This is a genomic window from Streptomyces sp. BoleA5, from assembly GCF_000373665.1.
In the GTDB taxonomy this organism is placed as follows: Bacteria; Actinomycetota; Actinomycetes; order Streptomycetales; family Streptomycetaceae; genus Actinacidiphila.
Genome location: NZ_KB892108.1, coordinates 69,180 through 86,789, shown reverse-complemented (window position 1 = coordinate 86,789; position 17,610 = coordinate 69,180). Strand labels below are relative to the sequence as shown.

The 17,610-nt window shown below is 72.5% G+C and carries 16 protein-coding genes and 1 pseudogene; 6 read left to right on the top strand and 11 right to left on the bottom strand.

The annotated features are described in order from the left end of the window. Positions 1-25 precede the first annotated feature (25 nt). The 8 genes from B085_RS43385 to B085_RS0122140 form a co-directional block, all read right to left on the bottom strand. A complete protein-coding gene (locus B085_RS43385; RefSeq protein ID WP_037732204.1) occupies positions 26-544 on the bottom strand; it encodes a hydrogenase maturation protease in 519 nt (172 codons plus the stop codon). Further along, positions 541-1,905, bottom strand: coding sequence for a hypothetical protein (locus B085_RS0122170; RefSeq protein WP_018560785.1), 1,365 nt, complete (start codon positions 1,903-1,905; stop codon positions 541-543). The genes B085_RS43385 and B085_RS0122170 overlap by 4 nt, the downstream gene beginning before the upstream one ends. Next, the gene (locus B085_RS0122165; protein WP_018560784.1) at positions 1,902-2,549 is read right to left on the bottom strand and encodes a DUF6084 family protein; all 648 of its coding nucleotides are present in this window, start codon (positions 2,547-2,549) and stop codon (positions 1,902-1,904) included. Before B085_RS0122165 ends, B085_RS0122170 begins: the two co-directional genes overlap by 4 nt. Next, complete coding sequence (locus B085_RS0122160) at positions 2,546-3,211, bottom strand: DUF5947 family protein (RefSeq protein ID WP_037732203.1); 666 nt, start codon at positions 3,209-3,211, stop codon at positions 2,546-2,548. The genes B085_RS0122165 and B085_RS0122160 overlap by 4 nt, the downstream gene beginning before the upstream one ends. Next, entirely contained in the window at positions 3,208-3,729 is a 522-nt protein-coding gene (locus tag B085_RS0122155) for a hypothetical protein (RefSeq protein ID WP_018560782.1), read from the bottom strand. Before B085_RS0122155 ends, B085_RS0122160 begins: the two co-directional genes overlap by 4 nt. Further along, the gene (locus B085_RS0122150; RefSeq protein WP_026251312.1) at positions 3,726-5,510 is read right to left on the bottom strand and encodes a nickel-dependent hydrogenase large subunit; all 1,785 of its coding nucleotides are present in this window, start codon (positions 5,508-5,510) and stop codon (positions 3,726-3,728) included. The genes B085_RS0122155 and B085_RS0122150 overlap by 4 nt, the downstream gene beginning before the upstream one ends. Positions 5,511-5,576: 66 nt before the next feature. Then, positions 5,577-6,662, bottom strand: a complete 1,086-nt coding sequence (locus B085_RS0122145) for a hydrogenase expression protein HypE (protein ID WP_026251311.1) — start codon at positions 6,660-6,662, stop codon at positions 5,577-5,579. A 273-nt stretch (positions 6,663-6,935) separates the two neighbouring features. After that, positions 6,936-8,648 carry a hydrogenase maturation protein gene (locus B085_RS0122140; protein ID WP_018560779.1) on the bottom strand — a complete coding sequence of 571 codons (1,713 nt, stop codon included), beginning with the start codon at positions 8,646-8,648 and terminating at the stop codon, positions 6,936-6,938. A 262-nt stretch (positions 8,649-8,910) separates the two neighbouring features. On the opposite strand from B085_RS0122140, the gene B085_RS0122135 reads away from it, so the two are divergent. Further along, positions 8,911-10,479, top strand: a complete 1,569-nt coding sequence (locus B085_RS0122135) for a cellulose binding domain-containing protein (RefSeq protein WP_018560778.1) — start codon at positions 8,911-8,913, stop codon at positions 10,477-10,479. A gap of 300 nt (positions 10,480-10,779) precedes the next feature. Then, positions 10,780-11,217: a subtilase-type protease inhibitor gene (locus B085_RS0122130; protein ID WP_018560777.1), complete on the top strand. Its 438-nt coding sequence runs from the start codon at positions 10,780-10,782 to the stop codon at positions 11,215-11,217. A 117-nt stretch (positions 11,218-11,334) separates the two neighbouring features. On the opposite strand, the gene B085_RS0122125 is transcribed toward B085_RS0122130, so the two are convergent. Then, positions 11,335-12,129 (bottom strand): SDR family NAD(P)-dependent oxidoreductase, encoded by a 795-nt coding sequence (locus B085_RS0122125; protein ID WP_018560776.1) that lies wholly within the window; start codon positions 12,127-12,129, stop codon positions 11,335-11,337. A gap of 307 nt (positions 12,130-12,436) precedes the next feature. On the opposite strand from B085_RS0122125, the gene B085_RS0122120 reads away from it, so the two are divergent. The 4 genes from B085_RS0122120 to B085_RS0122105 all read left to right on the top strand — a co-directional run bounded on the left by B085_RS0122120 (position 12,437) and on the right by B085_RS0122105 (position 16,777). Further along, on the top strand, positions 12,437-13,633 hold the full coding sequence (locus B085_RS0122120; protein ID WP_018560775.1) for an alginate lyase family protein: 1,197 nt from the start codon (positions 12,437-12,439) through the stop codon (positions 13,631-13,633). A gap of 36 nt (positions 13,634-13,669) precedes the next feature. Continuing rightward, complete coding sequence (locus B085_RS0122115) at positions 13,670-14,458, top strand: crotonase/enoyl-CoA hydratase family protein (protein ID WP_018560774.1); 789 nt, start codon at positions 13,670-13,672, stop codon at positions 14,456-14,458. A gap of 239 nt (positions 14,459-14,697) precedes the next feature. Then, positions 14,698-16,341: a M4 family metallopeptidase gene (locus tag B085_RS0122110; RefSeq protein WP_018560773.1), complete on the top strand. Its 1,644-nt coding sequence runs from the start codon at positions 14,698-14,700 to the stop codon at positions 16,339-16,341. 76 nt (positions 16,342-16,417) lie between these two features. Next, positions 16,418-16,777, top strand: a complete 360-nt coding sequence (locus B085_RS0122105) for a nuclear transport factor 2 family protein (RefSeq protein ID WP_018560772.1) — start codon at positions 16,418-16,420, stop codon at positions 16,775-16,777. An 18-nt stretch (positions 16,778-16,795) separates the two neighbouring features. On the opposite strand, the pseudogene B085_RS50965 reads toward B085_RS0122105, so the two are convergent. Then, positions 16,796-17,164: pseudogene (locus B085_RS50965) on the bottom strand (RNA polymerase subunit sigma-24); the annotation flags it as partial. Positions 17,165-17,235: 71 nt separating this feature from the next. Further along, positions 17,236-17,574, bottom strand: a complete 339-nt coding sequence (locus B085_RS0122095; protein WP_018560770.1) for a YciI family protein — start codon at positions 17,572-17,574, stop codon at positions 17,236-17,238. Between the last annotated feature and the right edge of the window lie 36 nt (positions 17,575-17,610).

Sequence of the window (17,610 nt, the reverse complement as noted above, 5' to 3'; positions counted from 1 at the left end):
CGTTTCGGGGGACGCGGCGGGCCGGTCAGGCCACCGTGTGCGGGTGCGCGGGCCGGCCGCACTCCTCGCCGACGACCCTCAGCACCAGCCGCACGGCCTCGTCCACGGCGGCGGCCACGGGAGCGCTCAGACCGATGCCCTCCTCCAGGCACGCCGGCTCGCAGCCGACGACCAGGACCCGGGAGGGCTTGGGGGATCCCGTCCCGGCGCTGAGGGTGTCGAGCAGCGCCAGCACGGTGTCCGGGGTCATCCGGTGCCCGTCCACGAGGGCCTCGTCGGGGCCGGCGGTGCCGGGCGGCGGCGCCTCGATGAGGTGCAGCGTGCCGGGGGCGCCGCCGCGCGCCACGGCGTCGACGAGGACCACGCTGCGGTACCCGTCGAGCAGCTGGTACGCCAGGTGCACGCCCCGTACGCCGGTGTCGGTGACGTGGACGCCGTCGGGCAGCGGGTGCCCGGAGAGCCGGCGCACCACCTCGACACCGAAACCGTCGTCGCCCAGGAAGATGTTGCCGATGCCCGCGACCAGCACTCCTCCCGTGCTCACGCGTCCTCCAGGGGAGCGAGTTCGTCGGGCTGGAAGTACAGGAATCGGCCCTGCTCGCGGCGGATCTCCGCGCCGGGGTCGCCGTCGACGGTCACCGCGAGGTGCACCCCGCCGTCCACGTCGTGCAGCACCGCCTCCACCTGGGCGCTGCGGCCGTGCAGGAACAGGTCCTGCGCGTCGGTGCGCCGCCGTCCCGGGCGCAGCACGACCCGGCTGCCGGCGGCCACCCAGGTGTCGCCGACCATGACGCGGTCCCGGGCCGGATCGACGGAGGCGTCCGCGCCCGGGTCCCACCAGGGGGTCTCGGGGACCGCGGCGGGCGAGTCCTGCGGACCGGTGACCTCGCGCAGCGCGCGCACGGCGCCGTGCAGACGCTCCATCACCTCCGGCGGCATGGAGTCGGCCAGGTCGATCACCGCGGCCGCCCGTTCGTCGGTGCCGCGCGCCTGCCGTTTCTCCTCGTCGGTGAGGGCGGCGGTGCGCAGTGCCAGGATCTCGTCGATCTCGGTGGCGTCGTAGAGCGCGCCGGGGCTCTCCGGGGCGATCCGCGGATGGTCCTCCAGGATGATGGGGGAGGACAGCACCACGTTCGCCGCGGCGTCGTCGCCCGCCAGCACCGGCCAGGTGTTCTCGTTGCGGCACTCGGCGACGGCGGCCTTCGCCCACTCCGGGGGGTCCGTCATCGACACGAAGTAGCCGGCGGTCAGCCGCAGCATCAGGTGGGCCGAGACCAGCGCGTGCGGCAGCGCCTCCTCCCGGTTCGAGGCCAGGGCGCTCCCGGTGTTCTCCGCGACGGCGGTCAGCCGCAGCACCCGGTAGGGGCCGGGCAGTTCCTCGGCCGAGAGCCGCAGGACGCCTTCGAGGCGCTCCCGGCGCCGTACGACCCGCCCGGCGGGGAAGCCGTCCGCGCCGGTGACGATCTCGCTGTCCTCCGTCGCGGGGACGGTGAACGGCAGGACGACGTCCTCGGCGGTCAGCGCCGCGACGTCGACGGACACCTCGACGCGTTCCTCCACACCCTCGTCCCACGGGACCAGCACCCGGTCCGGTAGCTGGAGTTCGTCGGTGGGCTCGAACTCGCCGTCGAGCAGCATCCGTTCCACCGTCCGCCGCTGGGCGTGCAGGAAGCGCAGCTCCGCGTGGAGCGCGGCGTCCGCACGCGGCTCCATGAGGATCTCGGTGCGCTGCAGGACGGGTTCGCCGGAGGCGGAGGCCCACACCGGGGGCACCAGCACCCCGAACTGCCAGCGCATCCGGTTCTTCGCCGAGGACGCCCGGTACGGGTAGAGCACATAGCCCTCGAACAGGACGGCGTCGGCGGCCTGCCGGGCGGTCGCGAAACGTTCCGCGGCGGCCGTCACCGGGCGCCTCCCGCCGGGGCGGCGGCGCCGGCGAGCAGGGCCTCGACGGTCGCCTCCCACGAGGGAAGGGCGTGCGCGCTGCGGAAGGACCGCAGGGACTCCAGCGCCGTACGGGGCAGCCGGATCCAGCCGCACCCCGGGAAGTGGGCGTCGATCGCCTCGCGCCACACCGCCACCGGCATGCGGCACACCGCCTCCTTGTCCCAGGGCACGGGCCGCACCTGGAAACCGCCGGGACCGACGAAGGCGGTGCCGGAGAAGAGCAGCAGCAGCGGAGCCTCGCCGTCCTCCAGGGCGTCGAAGTACCGCGCCGAGGCGACGTCCGTGTCGTAGGTGCACGGCACCGGCAGGTCCACCTCGGTCTCGCCGGTGAATCCCGGCACCATGAGCGACACCTGCGCGAACTGCATCGGCTGCAGAGTGCTTCCCCACCGCTCGCGCTCGCCGAACAGATCCCCCAGGCCCCGTGCCTCCGCGTCGCCGTACCCGCGCTGCGCCGGTTCGATGCGCAACTGGCAGCGCAGCGCGAGGGCGTGCACCCGCTCCCCGGCGGGGGCGGTGATCCGCAGCCGGAAGACCAGTGTCGGTCCGGCGGCGTACGGATCGGCCCGTACACCCGTGCAGCCGAAGTCCAGCTCGGTCACGTCGGCAACCCCTCCCGCGGCGCCACCGGTGCGGCCCGCTGTCGTACGTCGTCGAAGAAGGCGGCCAGTTCGGCGCGGGCGCCGGAACCGCCGTCGAAGCCCTGCCAGTTCAGACGCAGCCGGCCCACCAGCTCGTAGGCCCGGTCGACCGGGAGGAGGTAGCACTCCCCGCCGTCGCCGCCCCCGCCGTCGCCCCCGTCGCGGTCCCGGCGGACCAGCAGCGCCTCCACGTCCGGGCGCAGCGCGCCGGCCAGCGGCGAGTCGCCGAACACGGACCGCCAGGTGCCGGGATCGACCTCGCTCTCGGTGGCGCCGGCGGGGCTCGGGTAGAGGACCACGGGCCGGTCGAGCACCGAGTTGTGGAAGAAGAAGGCGACCGAGACGGGGATCCGCAGCCGCTGCCACGCGGCCGCGTCGGGCACCGAGCGCGGGTCGCCGAGCACCCGGTCGGGCACGGCGGCGAAGCGTCCGCCGCCCGCACCGGGCCGCTCCAGGAGCAGGGCGCACGGCACGCAGGCGCAGGCCAGCGCGCGCTTGCCGGCATCGACCAGATGCCGGTGGGGGCCCGTCAGCTCCACCCCGCACAGCTCGCAGCGCTCGGGCGCGGGCTGCCGGGGCGCCACAAAGCGGCGCAGTCCGGCCCCGGGGGCCTGCGGACTCATGGCGCCCCCGGTGGGCGGTTGCCGATCTGGAGCAGCGCGGGCTCGCCCGCCGCCGGACCGGAGAGCGGCATCTCGACCACCGACACCTCCGGGGCGAAGCACGACAGTGCCGCCTCGATGCGCTGCCGGGTCGCGTCCATGGTGCTGGGGCAGCCGCAGCCCCCGTCCTCGCGGGCGCTCAGGCGCAGGGTGCCGGTCTCGGGGTCGAAGTGCTCGATGCCCACCGTCGCACCGGCCCGGGCCGCATCCACGGCGCGGCCGACCCGGGTGAGGGTGTCCTCGGGGTGCAGGTCGTGGAGGGTCAGCAGGCCCGCGACCATCTCGTCGGCCATCAGCACGGCGAGCGGGTCGGCCGAGCCGTTCTTCAGGAGCGTGACCGCGCGGTCCAGGCCCGCGCCGTAGAACTCCATGAGGGTGCGCACCAGTTCCTCCGCGGCACGCGCCGTCTCGCCGTCTCCGGAGGCCGCGAACGCGTCGAGGATCTCCTCGACGCGCCGCGCCGTCTGCTCCGCGCTCATCCGGCCATACCGCTCAGACCGGTGGGCACGTGGAGTTTCTCCACGGTGCGCCCGCCGCCGACGTACATGTGGACGCCGCACGGCAGACACGGGTCGAAGCTGCGCACGGCCCGCATGATGTCGATGCCCTTGAAGTTCTCCGGGGAGTTCTCCTCGAAGATCGGGGTGTTCTGCACCGCGTCCTCGTACGGGCCCGGGGTGCCGTAGGTGTCGCGCACGCTGGCGTTCCAGGGGGTCGGCGGGTACGGGTGGTAGTTGGCGATCTTGCCGTCGCGGATGACCATGTGGTGCGAGAGCACGCCGCGCACCGCCTCCGTGAAGCCCACGCCGATGCTCTCGTCCGGGACCTCGAACTTCTCCCACGTCTGGGTGCGGCCGGCGCGGACCTCGTCCAGCGCCTTCTCGCAGAAGTACAGCGCGCAGGCGGCGGAGTAGGCCTGGAAGTAGGTGCGGGCCCGGTTGCGCTCCAGGGCGTTGCTCCACTGCGGGATCTTCCACTCGAAGGTGGTCTCCGGCTTGGTGAGCGTCTTGGGAAGGTTGATCACCACGCTGTGCCCGGTGGCCTTCACGTAGCCCATGTCGACGAGGCCGTTGAGGGCGGTGGACCACAGCCGGGCGAGCGGGCCGCCGCCGGTGTCCAGCGCCAAGTGGTCCTTGCCGTCGAACCAGCGCGGGGACATCACCCAGCTGTACTTGTCGCCGAAGTCGCGCTTCTGGGGCGCGGGGATGGTGTGCTGGTTCCACGGGTGGCGCGGGTCGACCGGGTTGCCGAGCGGGTCGTGGGTGACGAACTGCTGCTGGCCCTCCCAGTCCTGGTAGTAGGAGCTGCCCAGCAGGATGCGGATGCCCAGGTTGATCTGCGTGAGGTCGTTGGTGACCAGCTTCCCGTCCACCACGATGCCGGGGGAGACGAACATCTTCCGCCCCCAGTCGGTCATGTTGGCGTACGTGAAGTCGCAGTGGTCCGGGTCGTTGAACGCGCCCCAGCAGCCGAGCATGATGCGGCGGCGGCCGACCTCCTCGTAGCCGGGCAGGGCCTCGTAGAAGAAGTCGAAGAGGTCGTCATGGAGCGGCACGACGCGCTTCATGAACTCCACGTACCGCATCAGCCGGGTGAGGTAGTCGGTGAACAGCTGCACCGACGCGATGGTGCCGACACCACCCGCGTACAGGGTGGAGGGGTGGACGTGCCGGCCCTCCATCAGGCAGAACATCTCGCGGGTGTACCGGCTGACCTGCAGCGCCTCGCGGTAGAACTCGCCCTCGAGCGGGTTGAGGGAGCGCATGATGTCGCCGATGGTGCGGTAGCCGTGCTCCGCGGCATGCGGGGCCTCGGTGCGGTCGGCCTGCTCCATGACGCCCGGGTTGGTCTCGCGGACCATCTTCTCGCAGTAGTCGACCCCGACCAGGTTCTCCTGGAAGATGTTGTGGTCGAACATGAACTCCGCGGCCTCGCCGAGGTTGATGATCCACTCACCCAGGTGCGGCGGCTTCACCCCGTACGCCATGTTCTGCGTGTAGACCGAGCAGGTGGCGTGGTTGTCGCCGCAGATGCCGCAGATCCGGCTGGTGATGAAGTGCGCGTCACGGGGATCCTTGCCGCGCATGAAGACGCTGTAGCCGCGGAAGACCGACGAGGTGCTGTAGCACTCCGCCACACGCTTCTGCTTGAAGTCGATCTTCGTGTGGATGCCGAGGCTGCCCACGATCCGGGTGATCGGATCCCAGGACATCTCCATCAGGCCACTGCCGTCTCCGGCCGTCTTCGTCTTCGGAGCCATGGTGTGTGCGTGCCCTTCGTCAAACGGGGGAGGTGGGTGGTCAGTGGCCGGCTCGGTGCCGGGAGGTCACCAGGGCGCCTTGTAGCCGGTGGTGAGCTTCCGGCCGGTGTGGCGCCACTTGGGCTCCTTGTCCACGGTCCTGGCCGTGATGGAGCGCAGCTTCCGGATCGCCGCGCCGTACGCGCCGCTGGCGGTGCTCGACAGCCGCGCGCCGGGCGGTTCGTCCATGAACGGCATGAACATGTCCGGGAAGCCGGGCATGGTGCAGGCGATGCAGATGCCACCGACGTTGGGGCAGCCGCCGATGCCGTCCATCCAGCCGCGCTTGGGGACGTTGCACTTGACGACCGGGCCCCAGCAGCCGATCTTGACCAGGCATTGCGGCGAGTCGTAGCGGTCGGCGAACTGGCCCTGCTCGTAGTAGCCCGCCCGGTCACAGCCCTCGTGCACGGTCGCGCCGAACAGCCACGCCGGGCGCAGCTTGTCGTCCAGCGGGATCATCGGCGCGGAGCCGGCGGCCTGGTAGAGCAGGTACGTGAGCGTCTCGGCGAAGTTGTCGGGCTGGATCGGGCAGCCGGGCACGCAGACGATCGGGATGCCCGCCTTCGACTTCCACTCCCAGCCCAGGTAGTCCGGCACGCCCATGGCGCCGGTCGGGTTGCCCTCCATGGCGTGGATGCCGCCGTAGGTGGCACAGGTGCCGATGGCGACCACGGCCAGGGCCTTGGGCGCGAGACGGTCGATCCACTCGCTGGTGGTGATCGGCTGGCCCGTCTCCGGGTTGTCGCCGAAGCCGCACCAGTAGCCCTCGGCCTTGATCGCCTCGTTGGGGATGGACCCCTCGACGACCAGGACGAACGGCTCGATCTCACCGCGTTCGGCCTTGAAGAACCACTCGATGAAGGTGTCGGCGCCCCCGACCGGACCGCACTCGAAGTCGATCAGCGGCCAGTGCACCTGGATCTCGGGGAGGCCGGGAAGGCCGCCCAGGACGATCTCCTCGATGCTGGGCAGCGTCGCGGCGGTCAGCGACACCGAGTCTCCGTCGCAACTCAGCCCCGCGTTGATCCAGAGAATGTGGATCGGGGCTTGCTCGTCCCCGGCTGCCGGGGTCCGTGCGGCGTCGTTCTGGGTCGAAGCAGTCGCATCCATCGGGATGCCTCCTCATCGAGCGACAAATGCCACATAAAGGCATCTATCCCCCTTGATAGCGACTGGCTCGCCGGGACGGGACGTCGAAGGGGGCCAATACGGTGACCGCCCCGCGCGGTGCGGCCTCCGCCCCGAGGCCGTGGCCACGGGAGGCCGGTACGCGCCTTCCCGACGGCGGGGGGCGGCCGCGCGCCGGCCGTTCATCCCGGGACGGCGGCCGTCGCGACGGGGAAGCGCGTCACGGCGGTCGGGGGATGCGCGGGGTCGCCGGCGTCAGGGGCAGGAGGCCGCCGGGGTCTCCCGCAGGTGCGAGGGGGTCCCGGCGTGGGTTCGGCGGTGCACGAAGTCCGAGCGGAGGGCGTGGTAGGGGGACCGGGGGTCGAAGAAGGCCTCCCGCATGCGGGACAGCTCCTCGGCGCGGTACGACGCCAGGGGTCGCTGCGCCTCGCGGCGCTCGGCCTCCGCCTTCTTCGCGGCGATCCTGGGTTGAGTCCCGGCGGTGCGGGCCAGCCGGGCAGCGAGGCGGGCGACGTCGGGGCCGAACTCCCGCGGGCCGCACATCAGCAGCCGGTCCACCAGCCCGATCCGCAGGGCGGCGGCCGCGCCGACCGGCAGGGCCTGCCGGGTCAGGCGCGCGGCCATGGCGGGGCCGACCCGGCGGGGCAGGGTGTACGTCCAGTACTCGGAGCCGTACAGGCCCATCAGGCGGTAGTGCGGGTTGAGCACCGCGCCCTGGCGGCACCAGACCTCGTCGGCGGCGAGGGCGAGCATCACGCCGCCCGCGCCCGCGTTGCCGCCGAGCGCGGCGACCACCAGGCGGTCGGTGGTTGTCAGTACCGCCTCGACCAGGTCGTCGATGGCGGTGATGTTCGCCCAGGACTCGGCGCCCGGGTCGGCGGCGGCCTCGATGGCCTTGAGGTCGATGCCGTTGGAGAAGACGTCCCGGGCGCCGCCCAGCACCAGCACCGAGGTGGGCCGCGTGCGGGCGTGGCGGTACGCCGCCAGGAGCCGGCGGCAGTCGGCGGCGGACATCGCGCCGCCCGGGAAGGAGAACGACAGGATGCCCGCCGCGCCGTCCTCGCGATAGCGGATGTCGGCCCAGGTGTCGCGCTCGCCGGCGAGTTCCGGGGGCAGCGGCTCCTCCGGCAGCGGCGGAAGGAGGTCGCCGAGCGCGGTGACGGCGGGCAGCGCGAACGTGGGCGGGCCGCCCGGGGCGGGACGGGGCCGCAGCCGGGGGAGCCATACGGCGCCGTCGCGGGTGGCCCGGCACACCGCGCCGGCCCGGGTGGCCAGCAGCCGCCCCGGTTCACCGCGCAGCCGGTCCTCGGGGTGGCCGCCGTGCAGGAACCAGCGGGCGCCGAGGAGCTCGTCCAGGACGCCGGGCCGTGAGTCGGCGGCGCGCAGCTTGCGCAGCACGGTCGTGGTCGGGTCGGCGGCCCAGTCGATGCGCCGTTCGTCCTGGCGGAGTGCCGGGCGGACGCGGACGGCCGCCGCGAGGGCGGGGTCGCTCTGCCGCCGGGGGGCGTACGCGCCCGAGGCGAACCGGTCGACGGCGAGCAGGACGGCCTCCATCGCGGCGTCCGATACCTCGCCCCGGTACAGGTCGCTCTTGCCGACCGGCGGCACCTCGCAGTCCACCGAGGCCCAGACCGGGCCCGCGTCCATCTCCTCCTCGGCCTGCAGGACCGTCACCCCCCAGGCGGTGACGCCCTCCTGCACCGCGCGGTCCAAGGAGGCGGGTCCCCGGTCGCCGGGTGGGCCGGGGTGCACGATCAGGCAGGTACGGGCGGTCCGGACGTCCTCGGGGATCGCCGCCTTGAGCATGGGCGCGACGACGAGTTCCGGTTCGTGACGGGCGACCGCGGCCCGCATGGCGTCGCCGTCCGGTGTCACCTCGACGGCGACGGTGTGGCCCAGCTCGCCGAGTTCGGCGTACACGCGCTGCGTCAGGCTGTTGAACGCCGACGCCATGAGCAGGATGTGCATGACGACCTCCCGGGCCGCCCGGCACGATCGGGGAGGGGAGCACCGGCCCCGGCCTTCAGCGATGATGCCCGCCCCGCGGCTGCCCGCGGGTGCGGCCCCGCCGCCGGTTCACCCGATCGCCACCGGCCCGGCCGCCCAGGGGTGGTGCGACGGCACGATCCCGGACCGTCGCATGTATTGACGCGAACGCATCAACCCGATAGGTCTACACCAGATACATGTGGTACAGACCAACTGCGTGTTCCCCCCACGGGAGGCCCGGATGCGAAGAACTCTGGCCCTGGTCACCGCGCTCGTCGGAGCGCTCGTCCTGCTCCTCGCCCCGCCCGCCGCAGCGGCCGCCCCGAGCGCGGCCTTCGTCAAGACGGCCACCTGGGACACCGGATACCAGGGGCAGTACACGATCACCAACGGCGGCACCACCACCCTCAGCGGATGGACCGTCGAGTTCGACCTGCCGTCGGGGACGAGCGTCGGCTCGTACTGGGACACCTTGATGACCCGGAGCGGCAGCCACTACACCTTCAAGAACCGCGACTACAACGGGACTCTCGCGCCCGGAGCGACCGCCGCCTTCGGCTGGGTCTCCTCGGGCACCGGCGCGCCCGCGAACTGCAGGCTCGACGGCGGGTCCTGCACCGGCTCCGGCGGCGGACCGGACACCACCGCGCCCAGCGTCCCCGGCGGGGTCACCGTCGGCTCGGCCACCTCCTCCTCCCTCACCGTCCGGTGGACCGCCTCCACCGACGACTCCGGCAGCGTCGCCGGCTACGAGGTCTCCCGGGACGGCGGCGCGCCCGTCGCCGTGACCGGTACCTCGTACACCGCCACAGGGCTGCAGGCGAGCACCGGCTACTCCTTCCGCGTCCGTGCCAAGGACGCCGCGGGCAACACCTCCGCGTACAGCGGCGCGGTCGGCGGGACGACCACCTCCGGTGGCACCAACCCGCCCCCGGGCGGCGTGCGCACCGCGCCGTACGTCGACATGGGCGCCTGGCCGACGCCCAGCCTGACCACGCTGTCCTCTGCGAGCGGCCTGAAGAGCTTCACCATGGCCTTCATCACCGCCTCGTCCTGCAAGGCGATGTGGTTCAACGCGTACGACCCGCGCGACGGCTGGAACAAGGACCAGATCGACGCGATCCGCGCGGCCGGCGGTGACGTCAAGATCTCCTTCGGCGGCGCGACCGGCATCGAACTCGCGCAGGCCTGCGGCTCCGTCGACGCGCTGTACGCCGAGTACGACGCCGTGGTCAACGCGTACGGCCTGACCTACGCCGACTTCGACATCGAGGGCGCCGCCACCGCCGACCCGGCGTCCGTCGCCCGCCGCTCCCAGGCGCTGGCCCGCCTCCAGCAGGCCCACCCCGGGCTGCGGATCTCTCTCACCCTGTCCGTCCTCCCGGAGGGGCTCACGGCGGACGGTCTGGGCGTCGTGCGCTCGGCCCGGGACGCCGGGGTGAACCTCGACGTCGTCAACATCATGGCGATGGACTACTACCGCAGCGCCGACTACGGCGACGCGGCGATCCAGGCGGCCAACAGCACCTTCGCCCAGCTCAAGTCCCTCTACCCCGGCACGTCCGACGCGCAGGTGTGGGCGATGGTGGGCGTCACGCCGATGCTCGGGCAGAACGACGACGGCCGGATCTACGACCAGGCCGACGCCCGCCAGTTGGTGAGCTTCGCCCAGGGCAGGCACCTCGGCATGCTCGCCTTCTGGGAGACGACCCGGGACCGCAACGCCTGCACCGGCGCCCTCTACATGTGCACCAACATCCCCCAGTCCCCCTACGAGTTCTCGCGGATCTTCGCGGGCTACAGCGGATAGCGGCTCCCGGGCACCGTCCCCACGGGCCGTCGTCGTGTGCGGAACACGGCGGCGGCCCGCTGCTTTCCGGCCGATGTGGAGACGATGTCGTCGATCCGTGAAGGCGCTTTCACGGAGGCCCCGGTTCCACTGAGTCCATTCACCCGGACGCCCAGCCCACCGCAAGTGCGACACAACGGATAGTACACACTGTGAACAATCGGTGACCGAAAGTCGCGGAGCGATGTGACGAGCGGGTACCCGATGCACAAGACTCCACGACGTCCGATATCCGGATCGAGTGCCGAAGGAGTGTTCGCTATGCGGATCAGTGCGGTGGGGACCTGCCTGGCCCTGGTGGCGGCGATGTGTTCGGCGGGGGTCGCGGCCGGCGCGGCGCAGGCCAGGCCGGCCGGGGCGACGAGCCTGTACGCGCCGTCCGCCCTCGTCCTGTCCGTAGGGAGGGGTGAAGACCCCGCGACAGCGACGATACAGCGCGCGGTCGTGCTGCGCTGCAGGCCCACCCCGTACGGCGACCACCCGGACCCGGTGGCCGCCTGCGCGGAACTCGCCGCCGTCCACGGGGACTTCGCGGCGATGACCGCCGACGCGGAGGGTGTGGCCTGCACCCGGATCTGGGATCCGGTCGTGGTCACCGCCGACGGGGTCTGGGAAGGCCGGCGCGTCACCTTCGCGCGGACCTTCGGCAACCCGTGCATGCTGCGCGGCAGCGACACGGCCGGCGTCTTCGCCTTCTGACGCCGATGCCGTGAACCAAGGCCACGGGGTTCACCGTGGGGGAGAGCCCTGTGAGGGGCGGCCGACTCGTGGGACGGGGTCGGCCGCCCCTGTTTTTTGCCGTGTCCTGCCGCGGCGTCAGGTCGTCTTGATCTGGCCACCGTCGATGGTGAACTCCGCGCCCGTGACGTTGCCGGCGACGGGGGAGACGAGGAAGGCGATCAGGGCGGCGACCTCCTCGGGCTCGGTGACGCGCCCGGTCGAGATGCCCATGCTGCGCGGCACGACCTCGTCCAGGGCCTGCTGGGCGGTGGTCCCGGCCGCCGCGGCCGTCTGGTCGGCGAAGGCGCCGGGGGCGGTCCAGAAAGGCGTGCGGACGGGACCGGGGGCGACCGCGTTGACGCGCACGCCGCGCGGCGCGAACTCCTCGGACAGGGACTTCGTCAGGTTCGCCAGCGCCGCCTTGGCCGCCGAGTAGTCGACGACCATGGGGTAGGGGAGCCGCGCGTTGACGGACGTGACGTTGACGATCGCGCCGCCGCCCGCCGCCACCATGTGGGGCAGCGCGGCGCGGGTCGTGCGGACCGCGCTGAAGAAGGAGATCTCGAAGACGCGCCCCCACTCGGCGTCGTCCACATCGAGGAAGCTGTCCCGGGACTTTCCCGATCCCACGTTGTTGACCAGGATGTCGACGGCGCCGTAGCGCTCCGCGGCCTGCCGTACGAGTTCGGCGGGTCCCCCCGGGGTGGCGAGGTCGACGGCCACGGGGGTCACCTCGTGGGCCTCCCGGAGAGCCTCCGCCTCGGGGGTGACGCTGCGGCTGCCCGCGACGACCCGGACGCCCTCGCGCGCGAGCGCCTCCGTCACCGCCAGGCCGATGCCCCTGCCGGCTCCGGTGACGACAGCGACCTTGCCCTGGAGCTGCAGTTCCATGAGGACCCCTTCGGAACAGGCGAGTGGGTATCGAGCCTGGGGTACGGGAGGCCCGGTCGCCATCGGAGCGCGGCCGGTCGGGCTCCCGCCGGTGGTCGCGCACAGAGGCGGGTCGGATACGTGTCCCCGTTGCCGTGGCGGACCCCGTCGCGAAGCGCGCCCCACCATGACGGGTATCGGCCTTGTGCGACAAGGGACTTGACGGGGTATTGGTCTAGTCCTACCGTCATCCCTCAATCGCAGTGTTCACGGGTGCATCCATGGTTCACCCATGTGAACATGCCGTCTCCTGGGAAGGCGTCCCCCCATGTCCCACAGATCACAAGGTCTCCTCACCAAGGGCGTCTTCGCCCTCGTCGCGGCGCTGGTCGCCGCCCTCCTGGCCGCACTGCCCGGCGGCGGCCGTGCCGAGGCCGCGCCGGCTTCCTTCAGCCATCCCGGCGTCCTGGTCAGCCGCGCCCAGCTCGACTTCGTACGCGGAAAGGTGCAGGCCGGGGCGCAACCCTGGAAGGGCGCTTACGACCAGATGATGGCGTCGAAGTACGCCTCGCAGTCGCGGACCCCCAAGCCGCGCGCGGTCGTCGAGTGCGGCTCCTACTCCAACCCCAACTACGGCTGCACCGACGAGCGCGAGGACGCCATCGCGGCCTACACCAACGCGCTGGCCTGGTACGTCACACGCGACGCCAAGTACGCGCAGAAGGCGATCCAGCTGATGGACGCATGGTCGGCCACCATCACCGACCACACCAACAGCAACGCCCCGCTGCAGACCGGCTGGGCGGGCTCGGTGTGGCCGCGCGCCGCGGAGATCATCCGCTACACGTACACCGGCTGGCCGAACGTGAACCGCTTCGCCACCATGCTGCGCGACGTCTACCTCCCCGAGGTCATCAACGGCTCGAAGAGCAACGGCAACTGGGAGCTCAGCATGATGGAGGCCGCCGTCGGCATCTCCGTCTTCCTCGACGACCGCACCTCCTACGACAAGGCCGTCACGCGCTACCTCAACCGCGTGGCCGCGTACGTCTACCTGGACACCGACGGCTCGCTGCCCAGGACCGTGCCCGGCAGCGGGCTCGACACCCGGGACGAGATCGTCGGCTACTGGCAGGGCCAGTCCACCTTCGTGACCGGTCTGACCCAGGAGACCTGCCGCGACTTCACGCACACCGGCTACGGCATCTCGTCGATCTCGCACGTCGCGGAGACCAGCCGCATCCAGGGCGAGGACCTCTACCCGCAGGTCGGCGAGCGGTTGCGGCAGGCGCTGGGCTTCCAGTCCAAGTACCAGCGTGGCGAGGCCGTGCCGTCGTGGCTGTGCGGCGGGAGCCTCAACCTGGGTCTCGGGCCGGTCACCGAGGTCGGCTACAACGCGATGCACAACCGGCTCGGCTACGCCATGACCAACACCCAGGCGCTCACCGAGGCGCAGCGCCCGGCCGGCAGCAACAACCTCTTCGTCGCCTGGGAGACGCTGACCCACGGCGATAACCTCTCCTGATCCGGCAGAGGTGATCGGCGGCGGAGGGAACCGGCCATGCCCGTACGTGTCGAGCGCAGCGGACCCGTCACCACGGTGGTGCTCTCGCGCCCTGAGGTGCGCAACGCCGTCGACGGTCCGACGGCACGCGAACTGGCCGACGCCTTCCGCGCGTTCGACGCCGACCCCGGCGCCTCCGTCGCGGTGCTGTGGGGGGAGGGCGGCACCTTCTGCGCGGGTGCCGACCTCAAGGCCATCGGCACCCCGCGAGGCAACGAGGTGACCGATGTGGCGGACGGGGGCGGCGGCAGCGGCGGGGACGGCCCCATGGGGCCCACCCGCCTGCGACTGGGCAAGCCGGTCATCGCGGCCATCTCGGGCCACGCGGTGGCCGGCGGCCTGGAGCTGGCCCTCTGGTGCGATCTGCGGATCGCCGAGGAGGACGCGGTGCTCGGGGTGTTCTGCCGGCGCTGGGGCGTGCCCCTGATCGACGGCGGGACGGTACGGCTGCCGCGCCTGATCGGCACCTCGCGGGCGATGGACCTGATCCTGACGGGACGTCCGGTCGACGCGGCCGAGGCGTACGCCATGGGCGTGGTCAACCGGGTCGTCCCGGCCGGCGGGGCACGCGCGGCCGCCGAAGCGCTCGCCGCGCAGATCGCGGCCTTCCCGCAGACCTGCCTGCGGCACGACCGGCTCGCGGTGCTGGAGGCCGAGGGTCTGGAGGAGACGGCCGCGCTCGAAGCGGAGTTGCGGCACGGCAGGGTGTCCCTCGCGGAGGCGGGGGAGGGCGCGGCGCGCTTCTCGGCGGGGGCCGGGAGGCACGGCGCGTTCGACCGGAACTGACCGGCGCGGGACGACCGACGGGGGCCGTTCCGCGCCGGTCACCGGGCTGAGCTGCGCCCATGGCGTGACCGCCGTGTGGACTTCGGCCGGTTCCCGTGTGTGGACCACGGACGCGCTCTGGACATCCGTATGTCATGGGCACTTAAATCTGGCACCACCTCACCTCCGCACCCGGGCCCGCCCCACCGTGGCCGGACGCAGATGCGGGGACCGCGCACGCCCCCCACCAGAGGAGCACGATGCAGCCCAGCACCAGACGTGCCGCGACCGCCATATCCGCGGCGCTGGCCGCGACCGCCGTCACCGCCGCCCTCCTGACGCCCTCCGCGGCGTCCGCGTCCGGCCGCGACATCTCCTCCCGCGCCACCGGCGTCGCCCGCGCCGACGCCGCCGTCACCACCCACGCGACCCGACTCGCCGTCACCGCCGCGCAGGGCCGGACCGTCCGCGACGTCGTCACCGACGCGGACGGCGCCCAGCACATCCGCTACGACCGGACCTACCGCGGACTGCCCGTCCTCGGCGGCGACCTCGTCGTCCACCTCGCACCGGGCGGCACCTACGAGGGCGCCGAGCGGGCCACCCGCTCCGACCTGGCCGTGCCGAGCACCACCCCGTCCGTGAAGGCCGCCACCGCCGCCGACAAGGGGCTGGCGGCACTGCGTTCCGCCCACCGCGGGACATCGTTCCGGCAGGCCAAGGCCAAGCCGCAGCTCATCGTCGACGCACTGCACGGCGCGCCCCGCCTGGCCTGGCGCACCACCGCCGTCGGCCTCGACAGCCTCGGCAACCCGGCCGCCCGCGTCGTCCTCACCGACGCCCGAACCGGCGCCCGGATCGACGCCTGGGACGCCCTGGAGACCGCCACCGGGGACGGCAAGTCCCTCTACGGCGGAACCGTCTCCCTGGAGACCACCCTCAGCGGCAGCACCTACCAGCTGAAGGACGCCACCCGCGGCAACACCTACACCGGCGACGCGCAGAACAAGACCGACCTGTGCATCTTCGGCATCTGCTTCTCCCGGGCCCCCGCGGTCCTCTTCACCGACGCCGACAACCACTGGGGCACCGGCACCACCGCCGACCGCGCGACGGCCGCCGTCGACGCCCAGTACGGCACCAACGAGACCTGGGACTACTACAAGACCGTCCACGGCCGCAGCGGCATCGCCGGCGACGGCAAGGGCTCGTACAACCGCGTCCACTACGGCAGCAACTACAACAACGCCTTCTGGGACGACAGCTGCTTCTGCATGACCTACGGCGACGGCGACGGCACCACCTTCGGTCCGCTGGTCGCCCTCGACGTCGCCGGGCACGAGATGTCGCACGGCGTCACCTCGCGCACCGCTGCCCTCACCTACTCCGGGGAGTCCGGCGGCCTCAACGAGGCCACCTCGGACATCTTCGGAACCCTGGTCGAGTGGTACGCCGGCAACTCCTCCGACACCGGCGACTACCTCATCGGCGAGCGCATCGTGAAGTCCGGCTTCGGCCGGCCCGCGCTGCGCTTCATGGACAAGCCCTCCAAGGACGGCAGCTCCGCCGACTGCTGGAGCTCCGGCGTCGGCAACCTCGACGTCCACTACTCCTCCGGTGTGGCCAACCACTTCGCCTACCTGCTCGCCGAGGGCAGCGGCGCCAAGACCGTGGGCGACGTCAGCTACAACAGCCCCACCTGCAACGGCTCCACCGTGGGCGGCATCGGCCGCGACAAGCTCGGCAAGATCTGGTACCGCGCGCTCACGGTCTATATGACCTCCGGCACCAACTACGCGGGCGCCCGCACCGCCACCCTCAAGGCCACCACCGACCTCTACGGCGCCTCGAGCGCCGAGTACAACGCCGTGGCAGCCGCCTGGTCCGCCGTCAGCGTCAACTGACGCCGGGCCGATCCACGGCCCCGGGGGACCGGCCACGGCCTGGCCGGTCCCCCGGGGCGGTGCCAGACTGGCACCCGTGACCACCACCGACGCCGTAGCGGCGATACGCGCTCACGTGCGGGCCTTCAACGCCCGCGACCTGGACGCGCTCCTGGCCGGCTTCACCGACGACGCCGTGTGGATCACCGGCACCACCACGGTGCGTGGCCGCGCGGAACTCACCGCGCTCTTCGACGAGGCGATGCGCGGGCTGCTTCCCACCCTGGAGGTCCACGACCTCATCGCCGAAGGTGACCGCGCGGCCTGCCGGATGACCGAGAACCTCACCTACCGCGGCGACCGCCGCACCTGCCCGATCGCCGCGTTCTACGAGCTCCGGGAGGGCCGCATCGCCTGGGCCAAGGTCTACCGCGAGGGCAGCGCGGACGTCGCCTGAGCGGCGCCGTCTGGTCGAACCGCTCTCCGTCCACGGCCGGAGCTTGTCCGGGTTGCGGACCGCCCAGATGCGGGAGACGCGGCCGCCCGTGACATCGAACGCCGCCACCGTCACGGTCACCCCGGCGTGCCGGGCGACCGGGCCGGGCCGGCCGTTGACCGTGCGCTCCGGCAGCGTCAGGCCCTGGGTCCTGCCGGCCATGTGGATCAGGTACCCGGCGATGCGCTCGCCGCCCTCCACCGGGCGCAGGCCGGCGCCGGCCAGGCCGCCGCCGTCGGCGGCCATCGTGGCGTCGGGGTCGAGGAGGCCGACGAGGGCCCTGATGTCCCCGGCCTCCCACGCCTCCTTGAAGTGCCGCACCACACCGGCCTGCCCGGCCGCCGTCCCTCTGGGCCTCGTGATGTTCGGGCTCAGCGTGCCGGCGCTGGCCGTGGGCGCCCGAGGGGCGTCGTCCTCGGTCAGTCGGTCGGGTCGGGCATGATCTCCCGGACCTCCTGCGCACAGCGGCACGCGGCGGCGAGCTCGGCGGCCCACTCCAGCGCGTTCTCACGTGAGGGCACGTCGATGACCGCGAACCCGCCGAGCACCGCCTTGGTCTCCGGGTACGGGCCGTCGGTGACGGTCCCGTCGGTGGACACGACGCTCGCCCGCCGGCTCTGCAGTCCGCCGCCGAAGACCCACACGCCGGCGTCCCGGGCCTTGCGCACCACCTTGAGCGAGGCCTCGGCCACCTCGGGCAGATCCTCCTCGGGGAAGGTCATCGCGCCGTCGTCGAACGAGATCAGATAGCGGGTCATGCGTGACTCCCTCGGTCGTCGGCCGCCATCGGCCGC

Coding starts and splice junctions, on each gene's coding strand:
- B085_RS0122160 (WP_037732203.1), bottom strand. CDS start 3,211: ATGAGTCCGCAGGCCCCCGGGGCCGGACTGCGCCGCTTTGTGGCGCCC.
- B085_RS0122155 (WP_018560782.1), bottom strand. CDS start 3,729: ATGAGCGCGGAGCAGACGGCGCGGCGCGTCGAGGAGATCCTCGACGCG.
- B085_RS0122150 (WP_026251312.1), bottom strand. CDS start 5,510: ATGGCTCCGAAGACGAAGACGGCCGGAGACGGCAGTGGCCTGATGGAG.
- B085_RS0122145 (WP_026251311.1), bottom strand. CDS start 6,662: ATGGATGCGACTGCTTCGACCCAGAACGACGCCGCACGGACCCCGGCA.
- B085_RS0122140 (WP_018560779.1), bottom strand. CDS start 8,648: ATGCACATCCTGCTCATGGCGTCGGCGTTCAACAGCCTGACGCAGCGC.
- B085_RS0122135 (WP_018560778.1), top strand. CDS start 8,911: ATGCGAAGAACTCTGGCCCTGGTCACCGCGCTCGTCGGAGCGCTCGTC.
- B085_RS0122130 (WP_018560777.1), top strand. CDS start 10,780: ATGCGGATCAGTGCGGTGGGGACCTGCCTGGCCCTGGTGGCGGCGATG.
- B085_RS0122125 (WP_018560776.1), bottom strand. CDS start 12,129: ATGGAACTGCAGCTCCAGGGCAAGGTCGCTGTCGTCACCGGAGCCGGC.
- B085_RS0122120 (WP_018560775.1), top strand. CDS start 12,437: ATGTCCCACAGATCACAAGGTCTCCTCACCAAGGGCGTCTTCGCCCTC.
- B085_RS0122115 (WP_018560774.1), top strand. CDS start 13,670: ATGCCCGTACGTGTCGAGCGCAGCGGACCCGTCACCACGGTGGTGCTC.
- B085_RS0122110 (WP_018560773.1), top strand. CDS start 14,698: ATGCAGCCCAGCACCAGACGTGCCGCGACCGCCATATCCGCGGCGCTG.
- B085_RS0122095 (WP_018560770.1), bottom strand. CDS start 17,574: ATGACCCGCTATCTGATCTCGTTCGACGACGGCGCGATGACCTTCCCC.